The organism is uncultured Photobacterium sp. (assembly GCF_947502415.1).
Classification (GTDB): domain Bacteria; phylum Pseudomonadota; class Gammaproteobacteria; order Enterobacterales; family Vibrionaceae; genus Photobacterium.
This window is the reverse complement of record NZ_CANMZV010000002.1, coordinates 153,108-169,375: the sequence shown is the minus strand read 5'-3', so window position 1 is coordinate 169,375 and position 16,268 is coordinate 153,108. Positions and strand designations below refer to the sequence as shown.

Annotated in this window: 14 protein-coding genes; 8 read left to right on the top strand and 6 right to left on the bottom strand. The window is 46.0% G+C overall.

Translation table 11 applies throughout. The annotated features are described in order from the left end of the window. Nucleotides 1–49: 49 nt before the first annotated feature. The gene (gene clpA / locus Q0852_RS03220) at nucleotides 50–2,317 is read right to left on the bottom strand and encodes an ATP-dependent Clp protease ATP-binding subunit ClpA (protein ID WP_299013693.1); all 2,268 of its coding nucleotides are present in this window, start codon (nucleotides 2,315–2,317) and stop codon (nucleotides 50–52) included. Nucleotides 2,318–2,364: 47 nt separating this feature from the next. Then, a complete protein-coding gene (gene clpS, locus Q0852_RS03215) occupies nucleotides 2,365–2,685 on the bottom strand; it encodes an ATP-dependent Clp protease adapter ClpS (protein ID WP_299013691.1) in 321 nt (106 codons plus the stop codon). 227 nt (nucleotides 2,686–2,912) lie between these two features. On the opposite strand from clpS, the gene cspD reads away from it, so the two are divergent. Continuing rightward, nucleotides 2,913–3,134, top strand: coding sequence for a cold shock domain-containing protein CspD (cspD, locus tag Q0852_RS03210; RefSeq protein ID WP_299013689.1), 222 nt, complete (start codon nucleotides 2,913–2,915; stop codon nucleotides 3,132–3,134). A 390-nt stretch (nucleotides 3,135–3,524) separates the two neighbouring features. Here cspD and icd read toward each other — a convergent pair whose 3' ends face one another. Beyond that, nucleotides 3,525–4,778, bottom strand: a complete 1,254-nt coding sequence (gene icd / locus Q0852_RS03205; protein WP_299013687.1) for an NADP-dependent isocitrate dehydrogenase — start codon at nucleotides 4,776–4,778, stop codon at nucleotides 3,525–3,527. A 141-nt stretch (nucleotides 4,779–4,919) separates the two neighbouring features. On the opposite strand from icd, the gene rluE reads away from it, so the two are divergent. The 7 genes from rluE (at nucleotide 4,920) to Q0852_RS03170 (ending at nucleotide 13,234) form a co-directional block, all read left to right on the top strand. Then, nucleotides 4,920–5,567, top strand: coding sequence for a 23S rRNA pseudouridine(2457) synthase RluE (rluE, locus tag Q0852_RS03200; RefSeq protein WP_299013685.1), 648 nt, complete (start codon nucleotides 4,920–4,922; stop codon nucleotides 5,565–5,567). Nucleotides 5,568–5,895: 328 nt separating this feature from the next. Then, nucleotides 5,896–7,011: a tRNA 2-thiouridine(34) synthase MnmA gene (gene mnmA, locus Q0852_RS03195; protein ID WP_299013683.1), complete on the top strand. Its 1,116-nt coding sequence runs from the start codon at nucleotides 5,896–5,898 to the stop codon at nucleotides 7,009–7,011. Nucleotides 7,012–7,025: 14 nt separating this feature from the next. Beyond that, entirely contained in the window at nucleotides 7,026–7,643 is a 618-nt protein-coding gene (gene hflD, locus Q0852_RS03190; RefSeq protein WP_299013681.1) for a high frequency lysogenization protein HflD, read from the top strand. Between the two features lie 146 nt (nucleotides 7,644–7,789). Next, nucleotides 7,790–9,160, top strand: coding sequence for an adenylosuccinate lyase (gene purB, locus Q0852_RS03185; protein ID WP_299013679.1), 1,371 nt, complete (start codon nucleotides 7,790–7,792; stop codon nucleotides 9,158–9,160). A gap of 219 nt (nucleotides 9,161–9,379) precedes the next feature. Continuing rightward, nucleotides 9,380–10,867, top strand: coding sequence for an anaerobic nitric oxide reductase flavorubredoxin (norV, locus tag Q0852_RS03180; RefSeq protein WP_299013677.1), 1,488 nt, complete (start codon nucleotides 9,380–9,382; stop codon nucleotides 10,865–10,867). Between the two features lie 10 nt (nucleotides 10,868–10,877). After that, nucleotides 10,878–12,023, top strand: coding sequence for an NADH:flavorubredoxin reductase NorW (gene norW / locus Q0852_RS03175; protein ID WP_299013675.1), 1,146 nt, complete (start codon nucleotides 10,878–10,880; stop codon nucleotides 12,021–12,023). Nucleotides 12,024–12,100: 77 nt separating this feature from the next. Next, complete coding sequence (locus Q0852_RS03170) at nucleotides 12,101–13,234, top strand: cupin domain-containing protein (RefSeq protein WP_299013673.1); 1,134 nt, start codon at nucleotides 12,101–12,103, stop codon at nucleotides 13,232–13,234. Nucleotides 13,235–13,317: 83 nt separating this feature from the next. Here Q0852_RS03170 and oppF read toward each other — a convergent pair whose 3' ends face one another. The 3 genes from oppF to oppC all read right to left on the bottom strand — a co-directional run bounded on the left by oppF (nucleotide 13,318) and on the right by oppC (nucleotide 16,260). Beyond that, nucleotides 13,318–14,307, bottom strand: coding sequence for a murein tripeptide/oligopeptide ABC transporter ATP binding protein OppF (oppF, locus tag Q0852_RS03165; protein WP_299013671.1), 990 nt, complete (start codon nucleotides 14,305–14,307; stop codon nucleotides 13,318–13,320). After that, nucleotides 14,307–15,272, bottom strand: coding sequence for an ABC transporter ATP-binding protein (locus Q0852_RS03160; RefSeq protein WP_299013669.1), 966 nt, complete (start codon nucleotides 15,270–15,272; stop codon nucleotides 14,307–14,309). Before Q0852_RS03160 ends, oppF begins: the two co-directional genes overlap by 1 nt. 76 nt (nucleotides 15,273–15,348) lie before the next feature. Beyond that, on the bottom strand, nucleotides 15,349–16,260 hold the full coding sequence (oppC, locus tag Q0852_RS03155; RefSeq protein ID WP_299014297.1) for an oligopeptide ABC transporter permease OppC: 912 nt from the start codon (nucleotides 16,258–16,260) through the stop codon (nucleotides 15,349–15,351). Nucleotides 16,261–16,268 lie beyond the last annotated feature (8 nt).

Sequence of the window (16,268 nt, the reverse complement as noted above, 5' to 3'; positions counted from 1 at the left end):
TTATAAAAAATAACCGCCTGTACGGCGGTTATTTTATCAGCTCATTTAACTATGAATGGGCAGGTTCCATTTCACTGCTAAACTGGAAATCCAGCTTATCATCCACAATATCTACCCGCACAGAGCCACCGTTTACCAGGCAACCAAACAGCAATTCATTTGCCATTGGTTTCTTCAAGTTATCCTGAATAACACGTGCCATTGGGCGAGCCCCCATTGCTTTGTCATAGCCCTTATTAGCCAGCCACTCACGCGCTTCAGAAGAGACTTCCATTGATACGCCACGAGCATCAAGTTGAGCTTGCAATTCAACAATGAACTTATCAACCACTTGTGTAATAACATCTTTTTCAAGGTGGTTAAACCAAATGATGCCATCAAGGCGGTTACGGAATTCTGGAGTAAATACTCGTTTAATTTCTGACATCGCATCAAGGCTGTGATCTTGTTGGATCAAACCTATCGACTTACGTACAGTCTCTGTTACCCCGGCATTGGTCGTCATTACCAGAATCACATTACGGAAATCAGCCTTGCGACCGTTATTGTCGGTCAACGTACCGTTGTCCATTACCTGAAGCAACAGATTGAATACATCCGGGTGCGCTTTCTCGATTTCATCCAGCAATACCACTGAATGTGGGCTTTTGATAACCGCATCAGTCAACAAACCACCCTGATCATAGCCAACATAACCCGGAGGCGCACCGATCAGACGGCTCACCGTATGACGCTCCATGTACTCAGACATATCAAAGCGCAACAGCTCGATACCCAGAGTGCGTGCCAATTGCACAGTAACCTCGGTTTTACCTACCCCTGTCGGACCAGCAAACAGGAACGAACCAACGGGCTTATTTTCAGCACCAAGGCCAGCGCGACTCAGCTTAATCGCTTCTGTCAGCACATCAATAGCAGGATCCTGACCAAATACCAGCATTTTCAGTTTGTTATCCAGCTTCTGCAACACATCACGATCACTTGATGATACAGACTTCTCCGGAATACGTGCCATCTTGGCAATCATCGCTTCGATGTCGCTGACATTAACTGTTTTCTTACGTTTACTCGCTGGTGCCAACCGGCAACGTGCGCCCGCTTCATCAATAACATCAATCGCCTTGTCTGGCAGGTGACGTTCATTAATATACTTCGCTGAAAGCTCAACCGCCGCACGAATCGCCTTATTGGTAAAACGAACTTCATGGTGAGCTTCGTACTTCGGCTTCAGCCCCATCAAGATCTTGGTTGTATCATCCAATGATGGTTCAACAATATCAATCTTCTGGAAACGGCGTGACAATGCACGTTCCTTCTCAAAAATATTGCTATATTCCTGATAGGTCGTAGAACCCATACAGCGGATCTTACCGCTGCTTAAGAGTGGCTTAATAAGGTTAGCTGCATCCACCTGGCCACCGGAAGCAGCACCAGCACCGATGATTGTGTGGATTTCATCGATAAACAAAATTGCATGCTCTTCTTTCTCAAGCTGCTTCAAGATACCTTTGAAACGCTTCTCGAAATCACCACGGTATTTGGTACCAGCCAATAATGAACCGATATCCAGTGAATAAATCACACACTCTTTGATGATATCCGGAACCTGTCCTTCGACAATGCGCCATGCCAAGCCTTCAGCTATGGCTGTCTTACCGACACCGGCTTCACCCACCAGCAACGGATTATTCTTTCTACGGCGACACAACACCTGTACCGTTCGCTCAAGTTCAAAATCACGACCAATCAATGGGTCGATGCCACCGGCACGAGCCAGCTGGTTGAGGTTAGTCGCAAAGTTTTCTAGCTTATCTTCAGAGCCCTGCTCAGCACGAGCCTCATCACCACCGACATCAGGGCCACTAAGATCGTCGTTATCGCTGTCTTTAACGGTACCGTGAGAAATGAAATTAACGACATCAAGGCGACTAATATCGCTCTTCTTAAGCAGATAAGCGGCGTGAGATTCTTGTTCACTGAAAATCGCGACCAGTACATTCGCACCGGTAACTTCATTGCGACCTGAAGACTGAACATGGAAAACAGCACGCTGCAATACACGCTGGAAACTCAATGTTGGTTGGGTTTCTCGGCTTTCATCATCCGCTGGGATTAGCGGTGTCGTCTGCTCGATAAACGAATCAAGCTCTTTACGCAGCGTATCCAGATCCGCGCGGCAAGCTAACAACGCTTCTTGCGCAGCTGCGTTTTCTAACAATGCCAAGAGCAGATGCTCAACAGTCATAAACTCATGGCGCTTCTCTCTTGCTCGTGCAAAAGCACCGTTCAAGCTAGCTTCAAGTTCTTTATTTAGCATAAGGCACCTCCCCTAAATACCACTCAAAATGGCGTGCCGGAAAAAGATCATGCTTTTTCCATCGTACACAGTAGCGGATGTTCATGCTCCCTAGCATACATCATCACTTGCGCCACCTTCGTTTCGGCGACCTCAGCGGTAAAGGTTCCACATACAGCTTTCCCTTCATAATGCACAGTAAGCATCAACTGTGTTGCTTTCTCCAGATCCATGGAGAAGAACTTCTGTAACACTTCTATCACAAAATCCATCGGAGTGTAATCATCATTGTTTAAAATTACTTTATACATCGATGGCGGCTTAACCTGAGTCTCCTCCTCGTCTAGCACATCAGACTCAGGGATAATCCATTCATATAACTTGCTCATAATCTCATCTTAGTCATTTGTTCAAGTGCTTGCTACATCATCTAGCATATAAACGGGCATTTTATGAAAATGTTATAATATGCACTTGACTGTCTAGCTCATTTTACTAAAGTGTAACCTGTATTGGGTATTAACTGCATCAAATTAGCATTAGTATGCAAGTCATGATAAAAAAGGGACAGCAACTAATGCGAAATGGAACTTGAATGCAAAGAGGGATGTAAAGCATGGCAACAGGTACAGTTAAATGGTTTAACAACGCAAAAGGTTTCGGTTTTATCTGCCCAGAAAGTGGCGATGATGATATTTTTGCACACTATTCAACTATCCAAATGGATGGCTACCGAACTCTCAAGGCTGGCCAGCAGGTCAACTATACAGTTGAAACTGGTCCGAAAGGTTTTCATGCCAAAGAGATCGTCCCGGTTGAAGCTGATATTGCAAAGTAACAACTTTAACTTTGTACGTCATTTCCGAAGGTGAGCAATGGCTCACCTTTTATTATCCTGATGCAAACTATCGCGACTTCAGCGTCGCAATACTCCGCCAATTTAACATTCATCCTAAAAGCAACACAGGTTTCAATAGTGAATATTTAATGAATAGCCGCAGTAACGAGTTATTAACACATCTATTAGCAGTTGCTAAGCTATCAACACATTCACCTTTTATCATAAGCTAAAATCGGCCGTGCGAACATCTACCTCATCCCTACAATGGCAGAAATGAGGGATGTCACCTTAATTTCAGGACGTTGCACTGAAATTTGCCAACCATCATCTTTTGACAAAAAAAATGCCCAGCTAAAGCTGAGCATTTTTTCTATCAAAACAATTGGGTTATTTCATTTGCTCGATCATATCGCCAGCAAACTCAGAACACTTACGTAATGTCGCGCCATCCATCAGACGCTCGAAATCATAAGTAACCGTTTTATTGCTGATTGCAGCTTCCATCGAACTGATAATCAGATCAGCCGCTTCTATCCAGCCCATATGGCGAAGCATCATTTCTGCCGAAAGAATCAATGAACCCGGGTTAACTTTATCCTGGCCAGCATACTTAGGCGCTGTACCGTGCGTAGCCTCAAACAAGGCAACACCATCACCAATGTTAGCACCTGGTGCGATACCGATACCGCCAACCTGTGCAGCTAAGGCATCCGAAATGTAGTCACCATTTAAGTTCATGGTCGCAATAACATCGTACTCGGCAGGACGCAGCAAGATTTGCTGCAAGAATGCATCTGCAATGCAGTCTTTGATGATGATTTCTTTACCGGTATTCGGGTTTTTCATCGTCATCCAAGGACCACCGTCCAGTAAATCAGCACCAAACTCAGCCGCAACTTCATAGCCCCAGTCCTTGAAGGCACCTTCGGTGAACTTCATGATGTTGCCTTTATGAACAAGTGTCAGCGAGTCACGATCATTATCAATAGTGTACTGAAGCGCAGCACGAATCAGGCGCTTTGTGCCTTCCTCAGAAACAGGCTTAATGCCGATACCACATTGCTGCGGGAAGCGGATCTTAGTAGCGCCCATTTCATCCTGCAGGAACTTAATTACTTTATCAGCTTCTTCAGTACCAGCCTGATACTCAACACCAGCATAAATATCTTCCGAATTCTCACGGTAGATAACCATATTAGTCAATTCAGGCTGCTTAAGGGGACTAGGTACGCCATCAAAATAACGAACAGGACGGGCACAGATGTATAGATCCAACTCCTGACGCAAAGCAACGTTCAGTGAACGAATACCACCGCCAACAGGTGTCGTCAGAGGACCTTTAATTGCAACTTTGTACTCACGAATGAAATCTAGGGTTTCTTGCGGTAACCATGCGTCTTCGCCATAAACCTGGGTAGACTTTTCACCTGTGTAGATTTCCATCCACTCAATTTTGCGGTCGCCGCCGTAGGCGTTTTCAACTGCCGCATCGACGACTTTGATCATTGCAGGGCTTACATCGACACCGATACCATCACCTTCGATGTATGGAATTATCGGGTTGTTAGGAACAACCAGTTTACCTTGTGCGTCCAGAGTAATTTTCTGACCTTCAACTGGTACAACTACTTTACTATCCATTTAAATCTCCTAGCGTCCATTTGTTATCTTTTTGTAAGATGCGCGCAAATCATACTTGAAATTTTATAGATACGCCACTCAGGATGTTTTTCGCGTATAATAGGTCGGTCAATTTTTTTCTCCCTATATAACACGCTACTTATGAAGCCAAACACCTCATCCCGTCAACCTAGACGTTCAACTAATGAGCGTAGAGCATCAAGAAAAATAAATAAACCCAAACGTCCTCGCGGACCGCAGAAGATCATTTTATTTAACAAACCCTATAACGTTCTCACCCAATTTACAGGGGAGCCAGGAGATAAAACACTGTCCGACTTCGTCCCGGTCAAAGATGTTTACCCGGCAGGAAGATTAGATAAAGACAGCGAAGGATTGCTAGTACTGACCAATGACGGCGTTTTACAGGCACAACTAACCCAACCTAAATCCAAACAGCCCAAAGTATACTGGGTACAGGTTGAAGGCACCCCTAGCGAAGAACAACTAGAGCAACTGCGTAAAGGCGTCACACTAAAAGACGGCCCTACCCTGCCAGCCGGAGTCGAACGAATGGAACAGCCTACTGTATGGGATCGCGTCCCTCCTATCCGGGAACGCAAGAACATTCCAACGACCTGGCTAGCCATCACCTTGAAAGAGGGACGTAACCGCCAGGTTCGTCGTATGACAGCACATATCGGCTTTCCTACCCTGCGCCTAATCCGCTACAAAATGGCCAACTGGACAGTCGATGAACTTGCTCCAGGCGAATGGCGTGAAGTCAAATTACCCACAAACGAAAAATAAGTACTTGCCGACATTTCCTGTCGGCAAGATTTCATTATCTCAAATAGGAAAAAGCTACACTTTCATTTCAGCATCATCTATTATTGCGCGACAAAGCAAACGTTTGCGCGAGCTTAAAACAGGTTCCAATTTACTTTGAGTGCAAGCATTATTTTTTGCTGTTTACTTGTCGTTTAAGTCGTGCATTTCGGTCACTTTTTACCAGATCACAGGAGTGAACGGAAAAGACGATAAAATTATTAAAGTGTGATACTGCTCTCGCTCTGTTTCAGGAAAAAGCTTTCTGTTAGAATTACGCTCTTAACACTATTAACGACTGAAGAGAAATATGTCAGATAACAGCCAGAAAAAAGTCATTGTCGGCATGTCCGGCGGCGTTGATTCCTCTGTATCCGCTTACTTACTGCTTCAACAGGGCTACCAAGTGGAAGGCCTGTTCATGAAGAACTGGGAAGAAGACGATAACGAAGAGTACTGCTCTGCCGCAGAAGATCTCGCTGACGCACAAGCTGTATGTGACAAATTGGGCATCCACCTGCACACTATCAACTTCGCAGCGGAATACTGGGATAATGTTTTCGAGTACTTCCTTGCTGAGTACAAAGCAGGTCGCACCCCAAACCCTGACATTCTTTGCAACAAAGAAATCAAATTCAAAGCATTCCTCGAATTTGCCGATGAAGTGCTAGATGCCGACTACATTGCGATGGGCCACTATACCCGCCGCAGCTTCCCTACACAGGAAGGCGAAAAGCCACAGATGCTACGCGGTGTCGACAACAACAAAGATCAGAGTTACTTCCTATACACTCTTAGCCACGAGCAAATTGCGCGCAGCCTGTTCCCTGTAGGTGAACTGGAAAAACCTGAAGTGCGTCGCATTGCCGAAGAGCAAGGTTTAGTAACCGCGAAGAAGAAAGACTCAACCGGGATCTGCTTTATCGGTGAGCGTAAATTTACCGAATTCCTAGGTAAATACCTACCGGCTCAGCCTGGTAAGATTGAAACAGCCGACGAAGGTAAAGTCATTGGCGAACACCAAGGACTGATGTATCACACCCTAGGCCAGCGTAAAGGCCTGCATATCGGTGGACAGAAAGGCGGCAACGGTAGTGAAAACCCATGGTACGTTGTAGACAAAGACGTTGAACGCAACGTACTAATTGTCGCCCAGGGCAAAGACCACCCACGCCTGAAGTCTGAAGGCCTGGTTGCTTCCCAGCTACACTGGGTTGACCGCCAACCAATCCGCGAAACACTGAAATGCACAGTTAAAACCCGTTACCGTCAGCAAGATATTCCTTGTACCATCATTCCTATCGATGATGAAAACATCAAAGTTATCTTTGATGAGCCTCAAATTGCTGTAACTCCGGGTCAGTCTGCTGTTTTCTACAACGGCGAAGTCTGCCTGGGTGGCGGTATTATTGAGAAGCGAATCTAAAGGAGTTGTCGCACGTGGCACACACTTTATACGACCGTACTATCGCATTTGCTGGTATTTGCCAGGCTGTAAAACTCGTGCAGAAAATAGCTCGTGACGGCCATTGCGACCACGACGCACTGGAAGCCTGCCTTAATAGTATTGTCGTTACTGACCCAGCAAATACCATTGAAATCTATGGTAACGAAAGCAAGTTGCATATTGGCCTGGAAACCCTGTCGGATGAAATTGACAATACGCCATCAGGCAACGAGATCACGCGTTACCTTGTCAGTGTAATGGCTCTGGAGCGCAAACTATCAAGCCGCCGCGATAGCATGGCACAGCTTGGTGATCGCATTGACACAGCCAAGCGTCAAATTGAACATTTCGAGTTGCTAGAAGATCAAATGGTAAGCAACCTCGCCAACATTTACCTCGATATCATCAGCCCGCTAGGGCCTCGAATCCAGGTAACGGGCACTCCGGCTCACCTACAGCAGCAAAATGTTCAGCATAAAGTGCGTGCCCTTTTGCTTGCTGCGGTTCGAGCTGCAGTACTTTGGCGCCAGGTCGGCGGTAAACGCCGCCATCTTATCTTTGGCCGCAAGCAAATGGTCGAGCAAGCTAAAATCTTGCTCGCCCGCAGCTAAAAATACCCAAAGGTACGCTTTGATTCATAAATAAGCGCACCCTTATAGATAACGGGTAACCCATTACGAGTTCCTTATCGAACTCGTATGAAATACCCGTTTCGTAACAAATTGATTTAATCCCTTATTAATCAGGAGAGAGCAACATGGAACTGTCAGCATTGACTGCTGTTTCCCCGGTAGACGGCCGCTACGGAAGTAAAACTAGTGCACTTCGCAGCATCTTCAGTGAATTTGGTCTGCTAAAGTACCGCACTCTTGTTGAAATCCGTTGGCTACAAAAACTGGCTGCTACTGACGCTATCGTGGAAGTTCCTGCATTCAGCGACGAAGCAAACGCATTCCTAGATCGCATTGCTGCTGAATTTAGTGAAGAAGATGCGCTACGTATTAAGACGATTGAGCGTACAACTAACCACGATGTTAAAGCTGTTGAATACTTCCTGAAAGAAAAAGTAGCTGAAGTACCAGAGTTGCACGCAGTGAACGAATTCATTCACTTCGCTTGTACGTCTGAAGATATCAACAATACTTCTCACGCCCTAATGCTGCACGAAGCGCGTGAAACAGTAATCCTTCCTGAAATTCGTAACGTTATCGATGCGATTAAAGGTCTAGCAAACGAATACCGTGAAGTGCCTCTACTTTCTCGCACCCACGGTCAGCCAGCTTCCCCATCAACAATGGGTAAAGAAATGGCAAACGTTGCATACCGTATGGAGCGTCAATTCAAGCAAATCGAAAGCGTTGAAATTCTGGCGAAAATCAACGGTGCCGTGGGCAACTACAACGCACACCTTTCTGCTTATCCTGATGTTGACTGGCACCAATTCAGCGAAGAGTTCATCACAGAATCCCTTGGCGTGACTTGGAACCCGTATACAACACAAATCGAACCACATGACTACATCGCTGAATTGTTCGATGCAATTGCGCGCTTCAACACCATTCTTCTAGACTTCGACCGTGATGTTTGGGGCTACATTGCTCTAGGTCACTTCAAGCAGAAGACGATTGCTGGCGAAATTGGTTCTTCAACCATGCCGCACAAAGTTAACCCAATCGACTTCGAAAACTCTGAAGGTAACCTGGGTCTGGCTAACGCTATCTTCGCTCACCTGGCACAGAAACTACCTGTTTCTCGCTGGCAGCGTGACCTGACTGATTCAACAGTTCTGCGTAACCTGGGTGTAGGTTGTGGCTATGCAATCATTGCATACACATCAACACTGAAAGGCATCAGCAAGCTGGAAGTAAATCAGGCTGCACTGGAAGCTGAACTAGACAAAAACTGGGAAGTTCTAGCCGAGCCGGTACAAACAGTGATGCGTCGCTACGGCATCGAAAAGCCATACGAGAAACTAAAAGAGCTAACTCGTGGTAAGCGTGTTGATGGTGAAGGCATGCGTAACTTCATCGACGGCCTTGAGCTGCCAGAGCACGAGAAAGCACGCCTGAAAGAAATGACGCCAGCTAACTACATCGGTGATGCAGTGAAGCTGACTGACAAGCTTTAATCGCTTTCAATCAATTTTCAAAGGCCGGCTTTTTGCTGGCCTTTTTTATATTCGATATTTCCATCCAATCCCCTCTCTTCTTGAAGACATTTAATTCTTTCTAATATCAACAATATACAGTAAAGATGTATTTTTAATGCAACTTTAAGCTTGACCAGGACCACCTCGAGAGCTAATATGCATTCAAAATACATGTTAAGCATTCTGTAGGTAAATTGTATGTCTATTCACGTTAAGAACAATATTCACTGGGTTGGTCAGCGCGACTGGGAAATTCGTGATTTTCACGGCACTGAATATAAAACTCTCAAGGGTACCAGCTACAACAGCTACCTGATCCGTGAAGGTAAAAACGTGTTAATTGACACCGTCGATCATAAGTTCAGCTACGACTTCGTACAAAAACTCGAACAAGAGATCGACCTCAACGACATCGACATTATTGTCATCAACCATGCTGAAGAAGATCATGCCGGAGCGCTATCGCTTCTGATGTCGAAAATACCTAACACTCCGATCTACTGCACTGAAAACGCTATCGATTCAATTACCGGGCATCACCATCACCCTGAATGGAACTTCAACACCGTAAAAACCGGTGACAGCATCGATATTGGCAACGGAAAATCTCTCGTATTCATTGAGACACCAATGCTTCACTGGCCTGACAGCATGATGACCTACATGACAGAAGACGCTGTATTGTTCAGTAACGATGCCTTTGGTCAGCATTACTGTGATGAGCGCCTGTTTAACGATGAAGTTGAATATAATGAGCTAATGGAACAATGCCTTCGCTATTACTCCAATATTCTGACGCCATTCAGTCCATTAGTGACAGCAAAAATCCACGAAGTTCTGGGCTTTAACTTGCCTGTCGATATGGTTGCCACTTCTCACGGGGTGATCTGGCGTGATAATCCAACCCAGATCATCGAAAAGTACCTTGAATGGGCAGACGAATATCAAGAAGACAAGATCACCATCTTCTACGACTCCATGTCGAATAACACCCGTATGATGGCAGATGGGATCGCTCAGGGGATTACAGAAACAGATCCGAATGTCGCAGTAAAAATCTTTAACGTATCCCGCCACGATAAAAATGAAATTCTGGCTAACGTCTTTTGCTCCAAAGGTATTCTCGTTGGCTCGTCAACGATGAACAACGTCATGATGCCGAAAGTGGCAGGAATGCTGGAAGAAATTACCGGACTACGATTTAAGAGTAAGAAAGCCGGCGCATTTGGCAGCTACGGCTGGAATGGCGGCGCAGTCGATCGTATCCACGCCCGGTTAACAGATGCAGGCTTCTTCACCACTGTAGGGATGAAAACCAAATGGCGTCCGGACGGTAAAGCACTAGAGGAATGCCGTGAACATGGTCGTAAAATCGCCCGCGAGTGGGCACTACAGCCTCTGCCTTCTTCAGCTAATAGTGAAGTCAATGATGTAACTAGTGGACAAAAAGTGGCCTCACAACCGAAAACAATAGATGTTCAGCGAGCTAAACCTATCGAGTCAAGCTGTCAACCAGCAGCTATTGGCCAGAAAATGATTTGCACCGTTTGTCAGTGGATTTATGACCCGGCTCAAGGTGAACCGAATCAAGATATCGAACCTGGAACAACCTGGAGTGATGTACCTGACACTTTCCTTTGTCCTGACTGCGGCATCGGTAAAGAAGTTTTCGAACCAACCGCATAAGGAAGTCAGCATGGATAAACACATTGTCATAATTGGGAGCGGCTTTGCCGCTTACCAATTGGTAAAATCACTACGTAAGCTTGATGAAGCCGTACCTGTAACCGTTATTACCGCCGATAGCGGAGATGAATACTCAAAGCCGGATCTCAGCCACGTTTTTTCTAAAAAACAAACTGCTACAGATTTGATCAAACAATCAGCTGCGGATTTTGCCAATACTTACGATATTAGGTTGTTAAATTTCACGACGGTTCTTTCAATTGACACTGATACCAAAAAAGTTCAGCTAACAGATTCATCAATCAGCTATTCAGAACTTGTATTAACTACAGGAGCCTCATCATATGTACCGACTTTCAATGGAAACGCCGTAGAAGAAATAGCAACCCTCAATAGCCTAAGCGAATATGCTGATCAACAGGATAAAATAGCAAAAGCCCGATCGGTATTAGTTCTCGGAGCCGGTCTGATTGGAACTGAAATCGCGATGGATCTTGCCAGCGCAGGAAAGCAAGTAACGCTGTGTGATAAAGCAGACAGTATAATGTCGAGCTTACTCCCCTCGTTTCTGAGTGCCGAGCTTTTCCAGACAATGGTAAAAAACGGTATTGACATCAAACTAAATTCAAGCGTAACAAGTGTCAATCGCCACCATCAACAACTAATCACTCAGTTTGATGACAAAACGTTCACTGATAACGATGTGATCATTGCTGCTATGGGGCTGAGACCTAATATTCAGCTGGCCAAACAGGCCAAATTATCTGTAGGGCAAGGAATTATCGTTGATGACTATCTGACAACATCCGATAAAAATATATATGCCTTAGGTGATTGCACTGAACTTAAAGGAAAAGTTAGGGCATATTTGCAGCCAACAATGCTTTCGGCAATGGCGCTCGCTAAAACCCTGTTAGGAACACCAATCCCAGTAAGGTTACCCGCAAGCCTGATTAAGGTGAAAACACCATGGCTGCCACTCAACTTGTCAGGCCATACACACCGCACTGATGTTAGCTGGGAAGTTACAAAAAAGACGGATGGCTACATTGCCAAAGCGTTTGAGCAAGAGTCCGGAACACTGGTGGGCTTCGTTGTTAGCCATGATCAGCAAAAAGCGGCGTTCCCTCTGTTGCGAATGCTGCCTGCCGAGTAATCGTGACGTATTCCCCGTCACTGTTTGATGGGGAATGCGCTATAATCGCGGCTAATGCTCAACGACATAATGATAATATGTATCAACTAACTTTCTCATTTGATGAATTTCTTGCCGACTACTGGCAGAAAAAACCTACTATCATAAAAGGCGGCTTCAAAGACTTTATCGACCCAATCAGCCCAGATGAATTGGCTGGCCTTGCCATGGAAGAGGAAATCGACTCCCGCTATATTGCCAAGCGAGGCGATGAATGGGATGTTCGTCATGGTCCCCTAACCTTCGACAAAGTGCCAGAAAATAACTGGTCTTTCATTGTCCAGGCTGCAAACCACTGGCATGAAGGCGCTGCTAAGTTAGTCACACCTTTCCGTCAATTACCCAACTGGCTATTTGACGATCTCATGATCAGCTATTCTACCCCCGGTGGAGGTGTCGGCCCTCACATCGACCAATATGATGTTTTTATCATTCAGGGTTCAGGGAAACGTCATTGGCGCGTAGGTCCAAAAAATAACAACTACAAAGAAGAATTCCGTCATCCAGCACTTCGCCAAATCAAGGGGTTCGATCCAATTATTGATGAAACTCTAGAGCCAGGCGACATCCTCTATATTCCACCGGGCTTCCCGCACGATGGTTACGCAATCGAAACATCAATGAGTTTCTCGATCGGTTTTCGCTCCCCAAAAAAACAGGAACTACTAAGTAGCTTTGCTGATTTTGTAATTGCCAATGAAATTGGTGACGTGCATTACCATAATCCGGATCTTCCAGCCCGCAATAACTCTGGTGCGATCCTGAACGCCGAGTACCAAGACCTTGAAGCCATGATGCGCAGCCTGCTTGATAATCCAGAACACCTAAAGCAATGGATGGGAGAATACCTGAGCAATAGCCGTCATGAACTGGACATCATCTCAGCCGAGCCGCCATGGCAGATCAGCGAAACTTACCAGTTCCTGGAAGAAGGTGAAGTCATAAAACGCCTTGGTGGACTACGCGCATTTTATTACCCAGAACAACCTCATATCCTCTTCATCCACGGAGAGCGTTTCGAGTTACCACCGGAATGTGGCCATGCCGCGACCTACCTCTGCGACGAAGAGCAAATCAGCCAGGAATTACTGGGAAAACAACTAGACCACCCAGCTTTCATGGCTTTACTGACCCAACTGATAAATCTTGGCTACTGGTATCCAGTAGAGTAACGCAATAAGACCAATCAGGATAATACCAAACCAAAAAAAAGCGCGGCTTTAACACCGCGCTTTAAGCCTGTCACAGGCTTGAATTAGTGCACATTCAGGCAAGCCACAGCATGCACATCACCGCCCATCAACTGAGGTTTTTTCTCAGCGCAAGAGGCCGTAGCCTGCGAACAACGGGTTCTGAACACACAACCTGACGGTGGATTCATTGGTGATGGCAACTCACCATCAAGTAACTCGATAGTTTTCTTACGCTCCAAGTCCGGATCAGGAATTGGAACCGCCGACATCAATGCCTTGGTATACGGATGTTTTGGCTCAGCGAACAAAGCTTCCCCTTCACCCAGTTCAACGGCATTACCCAAATACATCACCAATACACGATCAGAAATATGCTTCACTACTGACAGGTCGTGAGCAATAAAAATCAAACTAAGTCCCATCTCTTTTTGCAGCGACTTCAGCAAGTTTACAACCTGCGCCTGAATCGATACGTCCAGAGCAGATACCGGCTCATCACAAATAATTAGCTTTGGCTTGAGGATTAAGGCTCGGGCAATACCAATGCGCTGGCACTGCCCACCGGAAAATTCATGCGGATAACGATTAATCACGTTAGGCAACAAACCAACTTTTGTCATCATTACCTTCACCTGCTGCTTAACTTCTTCTGCTGGCAGCTGCGGATAAAACGCTTTCAGAGGTTCAGCAATGATTTCACCAACAGTCATACGTGGGTTCAGCGAGGCCAGAGGATCCTGGAAAATCATCTGAATTTCTTTACGCTTTTCACGCATCCCCGCATGACCAAGCTTGGTCAGGTCCTGACCAAGCCAAACCACGTTACCATCGGTCGCTTCAACCAAACCGATCACGGCACGGGCAAATGTCGACTTACCACACCCGGATTCACCAACGACTCCAAGGGTTTCACCTTCATATAAACGAATATCGACACCATCAACGGCCTTCAGCTTAATAGGCTTAGTCCATGGCCATGCGGATTTCTGTGCGATATCAAAATGTACTTTAAGATCTTTGATATCCAATAGTAAATTTTTTTGTGCTTCCATTACCACGTCCCCATATCAGAAAAACACGCACGTAAACGACCTTCAGCAAAGTCCTTCAACGCAGGAGCTTCCTGCGTACAGCGACTTGATGCCCGATGACAACGCTCCTGATAAGGACAACCAACAGGCAGGCGCAGCAAGTTCGGCGGGTTGCCCGGGATAGTAGGCAGTTCTTCCCCTTCGGTATCAAGGCGCGGAATCGCCTTTAGCAAACCTTCTGTGTATGGGTGCGATGGCTTGTAAAAAATTTCGTTAATCTTACCGTATTCCATGGTACGGCCTGCGTACATCACCAGTACTTTATCGCAGCTACCGGCGACTACACCCAGATCGTGGGTGATCATGATGATCGACGTATCAAAGTCACTCTTAAGTTCATTCAGCAACTCCATGATCTGAGCCTGAACCGTCACATCGAGGGCTGTTGTCGGCTCATCAGCGATCAACAGCTTCGGACGGCACAGCAAAGCCATAGCGATCATCACGCGCTGCCTCATACCACCAGAAAACTCATGGGGATACATGGAAATACGTTTGCGAGCCTCAGGGATTTTAACCGCCTCAAGCATACGGACACTTTCTTCAAATGCCTCTGTCTTCCCCATCCCTTTATGCAGCATCAGCACTTCCATCAGCTGATCACTTACTTTCATATAAGGGTTTAGGGAGGTCATCGGGTCCTGGAAAATCATTGCAATCTGCTCGGCACGGATCTTATTCAGTTCCTTCTCAGGCAAATTCAGAATCTCTCGGCCTTCAAACTTAGCGCTGCCGCTAATCTTACCGTTTTTAGCCAACAAGCCCATGATGGCAAATACGGTCTGGCTTTTACCCGAACCGGACTCACCTACAATACCAAGGGTTTCCCCTCGCTTCAGGGAAAAATTAAGATCATTAACCGCGGTGACAATACCGTCTTGTGTTGTAAATTCTACGCGTAGATCTTTGACATCTAATAAGCTCATAATACTTCCTTATAACGTGTCGCCTTTAGCTCTCAGCATGTTTGCTTCAAACCATGAGCTAAAGCACTACTTATTTTTATCTGTCTTTTGGATCCAGTGCGTCACGTAAACCGTCACCCACATAGTTAAAGCAGAACAAGGTCACAACCATAAATGCAGCCGGGAACATCAACTGCCAAATTGCAACTTCCATTGTTTGAGAACCTTCCTGAAGCAAGGCACCCCAGCTGGTCATCGGTTCCTGTACCCCCAGGCCAAGGAAACTTAGGAAAGATTCAATCAGAATCATCGACGGTACCAGTAGGGTTGAGTACACAGCGACAATACCCAGAACGTTCGGCACAATATGACGGGTAATAATCCGCCAGCGACTTACCCCCGAAACATGTGCTGCTTCAATAAATTCCTTGCTGCGTAGCGACAACGTCTGACCTCGTACAATACGCGCCATATCTAGCCAGGATATCGCTCCAATTGCTACGAAGATCAGCATGATATTGCGCCCAAAGAAAGTCACCAGAACAATCACGAAAAACATGAACGGTATCGAATAAAGGATCTCTAGCACACGCATCATGAGTCGGTCAGTTCGACCGCCGACAAAACCGGAGGTTGCACCGTATAACGTACCAATCACCACCGCTACCAGTGCACCGAGTATCCCTACCATCAGCGAGATACGTCCCCCAATCAAAGTACGAGTGAACAAATCCCGTCCCAGGCTATCGGTGCCAAAGAAATGTCCCTCAGCACCAAGACTTGGCGCAGCATGCATGGCATACCAGTCGGTATCATCGAAGGCATAAGAACTGAACATCGGGCCGAAGATAACAGCCAGCGAAATCAAAAACAGAATCCCCAAACTAACCATTGCGGCTTTATTTCGCATAAAGCGAATACGGGCATCTTGCCAAAGACTACGGCCTTCAATTTCCAGTTGTTCTGAAAACGTCTCTACGGCCTGAACATTGTCTTTTTTAGTAAGTATCATTTTCC

What these genes read in the sequence shown, in the direction of transcription:
- clpA (WP_299013693.1), bottom strand. Translation starts at nt 2,317, where the DNA reads ATGCTAAATAAAGAACTTGAAGCTAGCTTGAACGGTGCTTTTGCACGA.
- clpS (WP_299013691.1), bottom strand. Translation starts at nt 2,685, where the DNA reads ATGAGCAAGTTATATGAATGGATTATCCCTGAGTCTGATGTGCTAGAC.
- cspD (WP_299013689.1), top strand. Translation starts at nt 2,913, where the DNA reads ATGGCAACAGGTACAGTTAAATGGTTTAACAACGCAAAAGGTTTCGGT.
- icd (WP_299013687.1), bottom strand. Translation starts at nt 4,778, where the DNA reads ATGGATAGTAAAGTAGTTGTACCAGTTGAAGGTCAGAAAATTACTCTG.
- rluE (WP_299013685.1), top strand. Translation starts at nt 4,920, where the DNA reads ATGAAGCCAAACACCTCATCCCGTCAACCTAGACGTTCAACTAATGAG.
- mnmA (WP_299013683.1), top strand. Translation starts at nt 5,896, where the DNA reads ATGTCAGATAACAGCCAGAAAAAAGTCATTGTCGGCATGTCCGGCGGC.
- purB (WP_299013679.1), top strand. Translation starts at nt 7,790, where the DNA reads ATGGAACTGTCAGCATTGACTGCTGTTTCCCCGGTAGACGGCCGCTAC.
- norV (WP_299013677.1), top strand. Translation starts at nt 9,380, where the DNA reads ATGTCTATTCACGTTAAGAACAATATTCACTGGGTTGGTCAGCGCGAC.
- norW (WP_299013675.1), top strand. Translation starts at nt 10,878, where the DNA reads ATGGATAAACACATTGTCATAATTGGGAGCGGCTTTGCCGCTTACCAA.
- Q0852_RS03170 (WP_299013673.1), top strand. Translation starts at nt 12,101, where the DNA reads ATGTATCAACTAACTTTCTCATTTGATGAATTTCTTGCCGACTACTGG.
- oppF (WP_299013671.1), bottom strand. Translation starts at nt 14,307, where the DNA reads ATGGAAGCACAAAAAAATTTACTATTGGATATCAAAGATCTTAAAGTA.
- Q0852_RS03160 (WP_299013669.1), bottom strand. Translation starts at nt 15,272, where the DNA reads ATGAGCTTATTAGATGTCAAAGATCTACGCGTAGAATTTACAACACAA.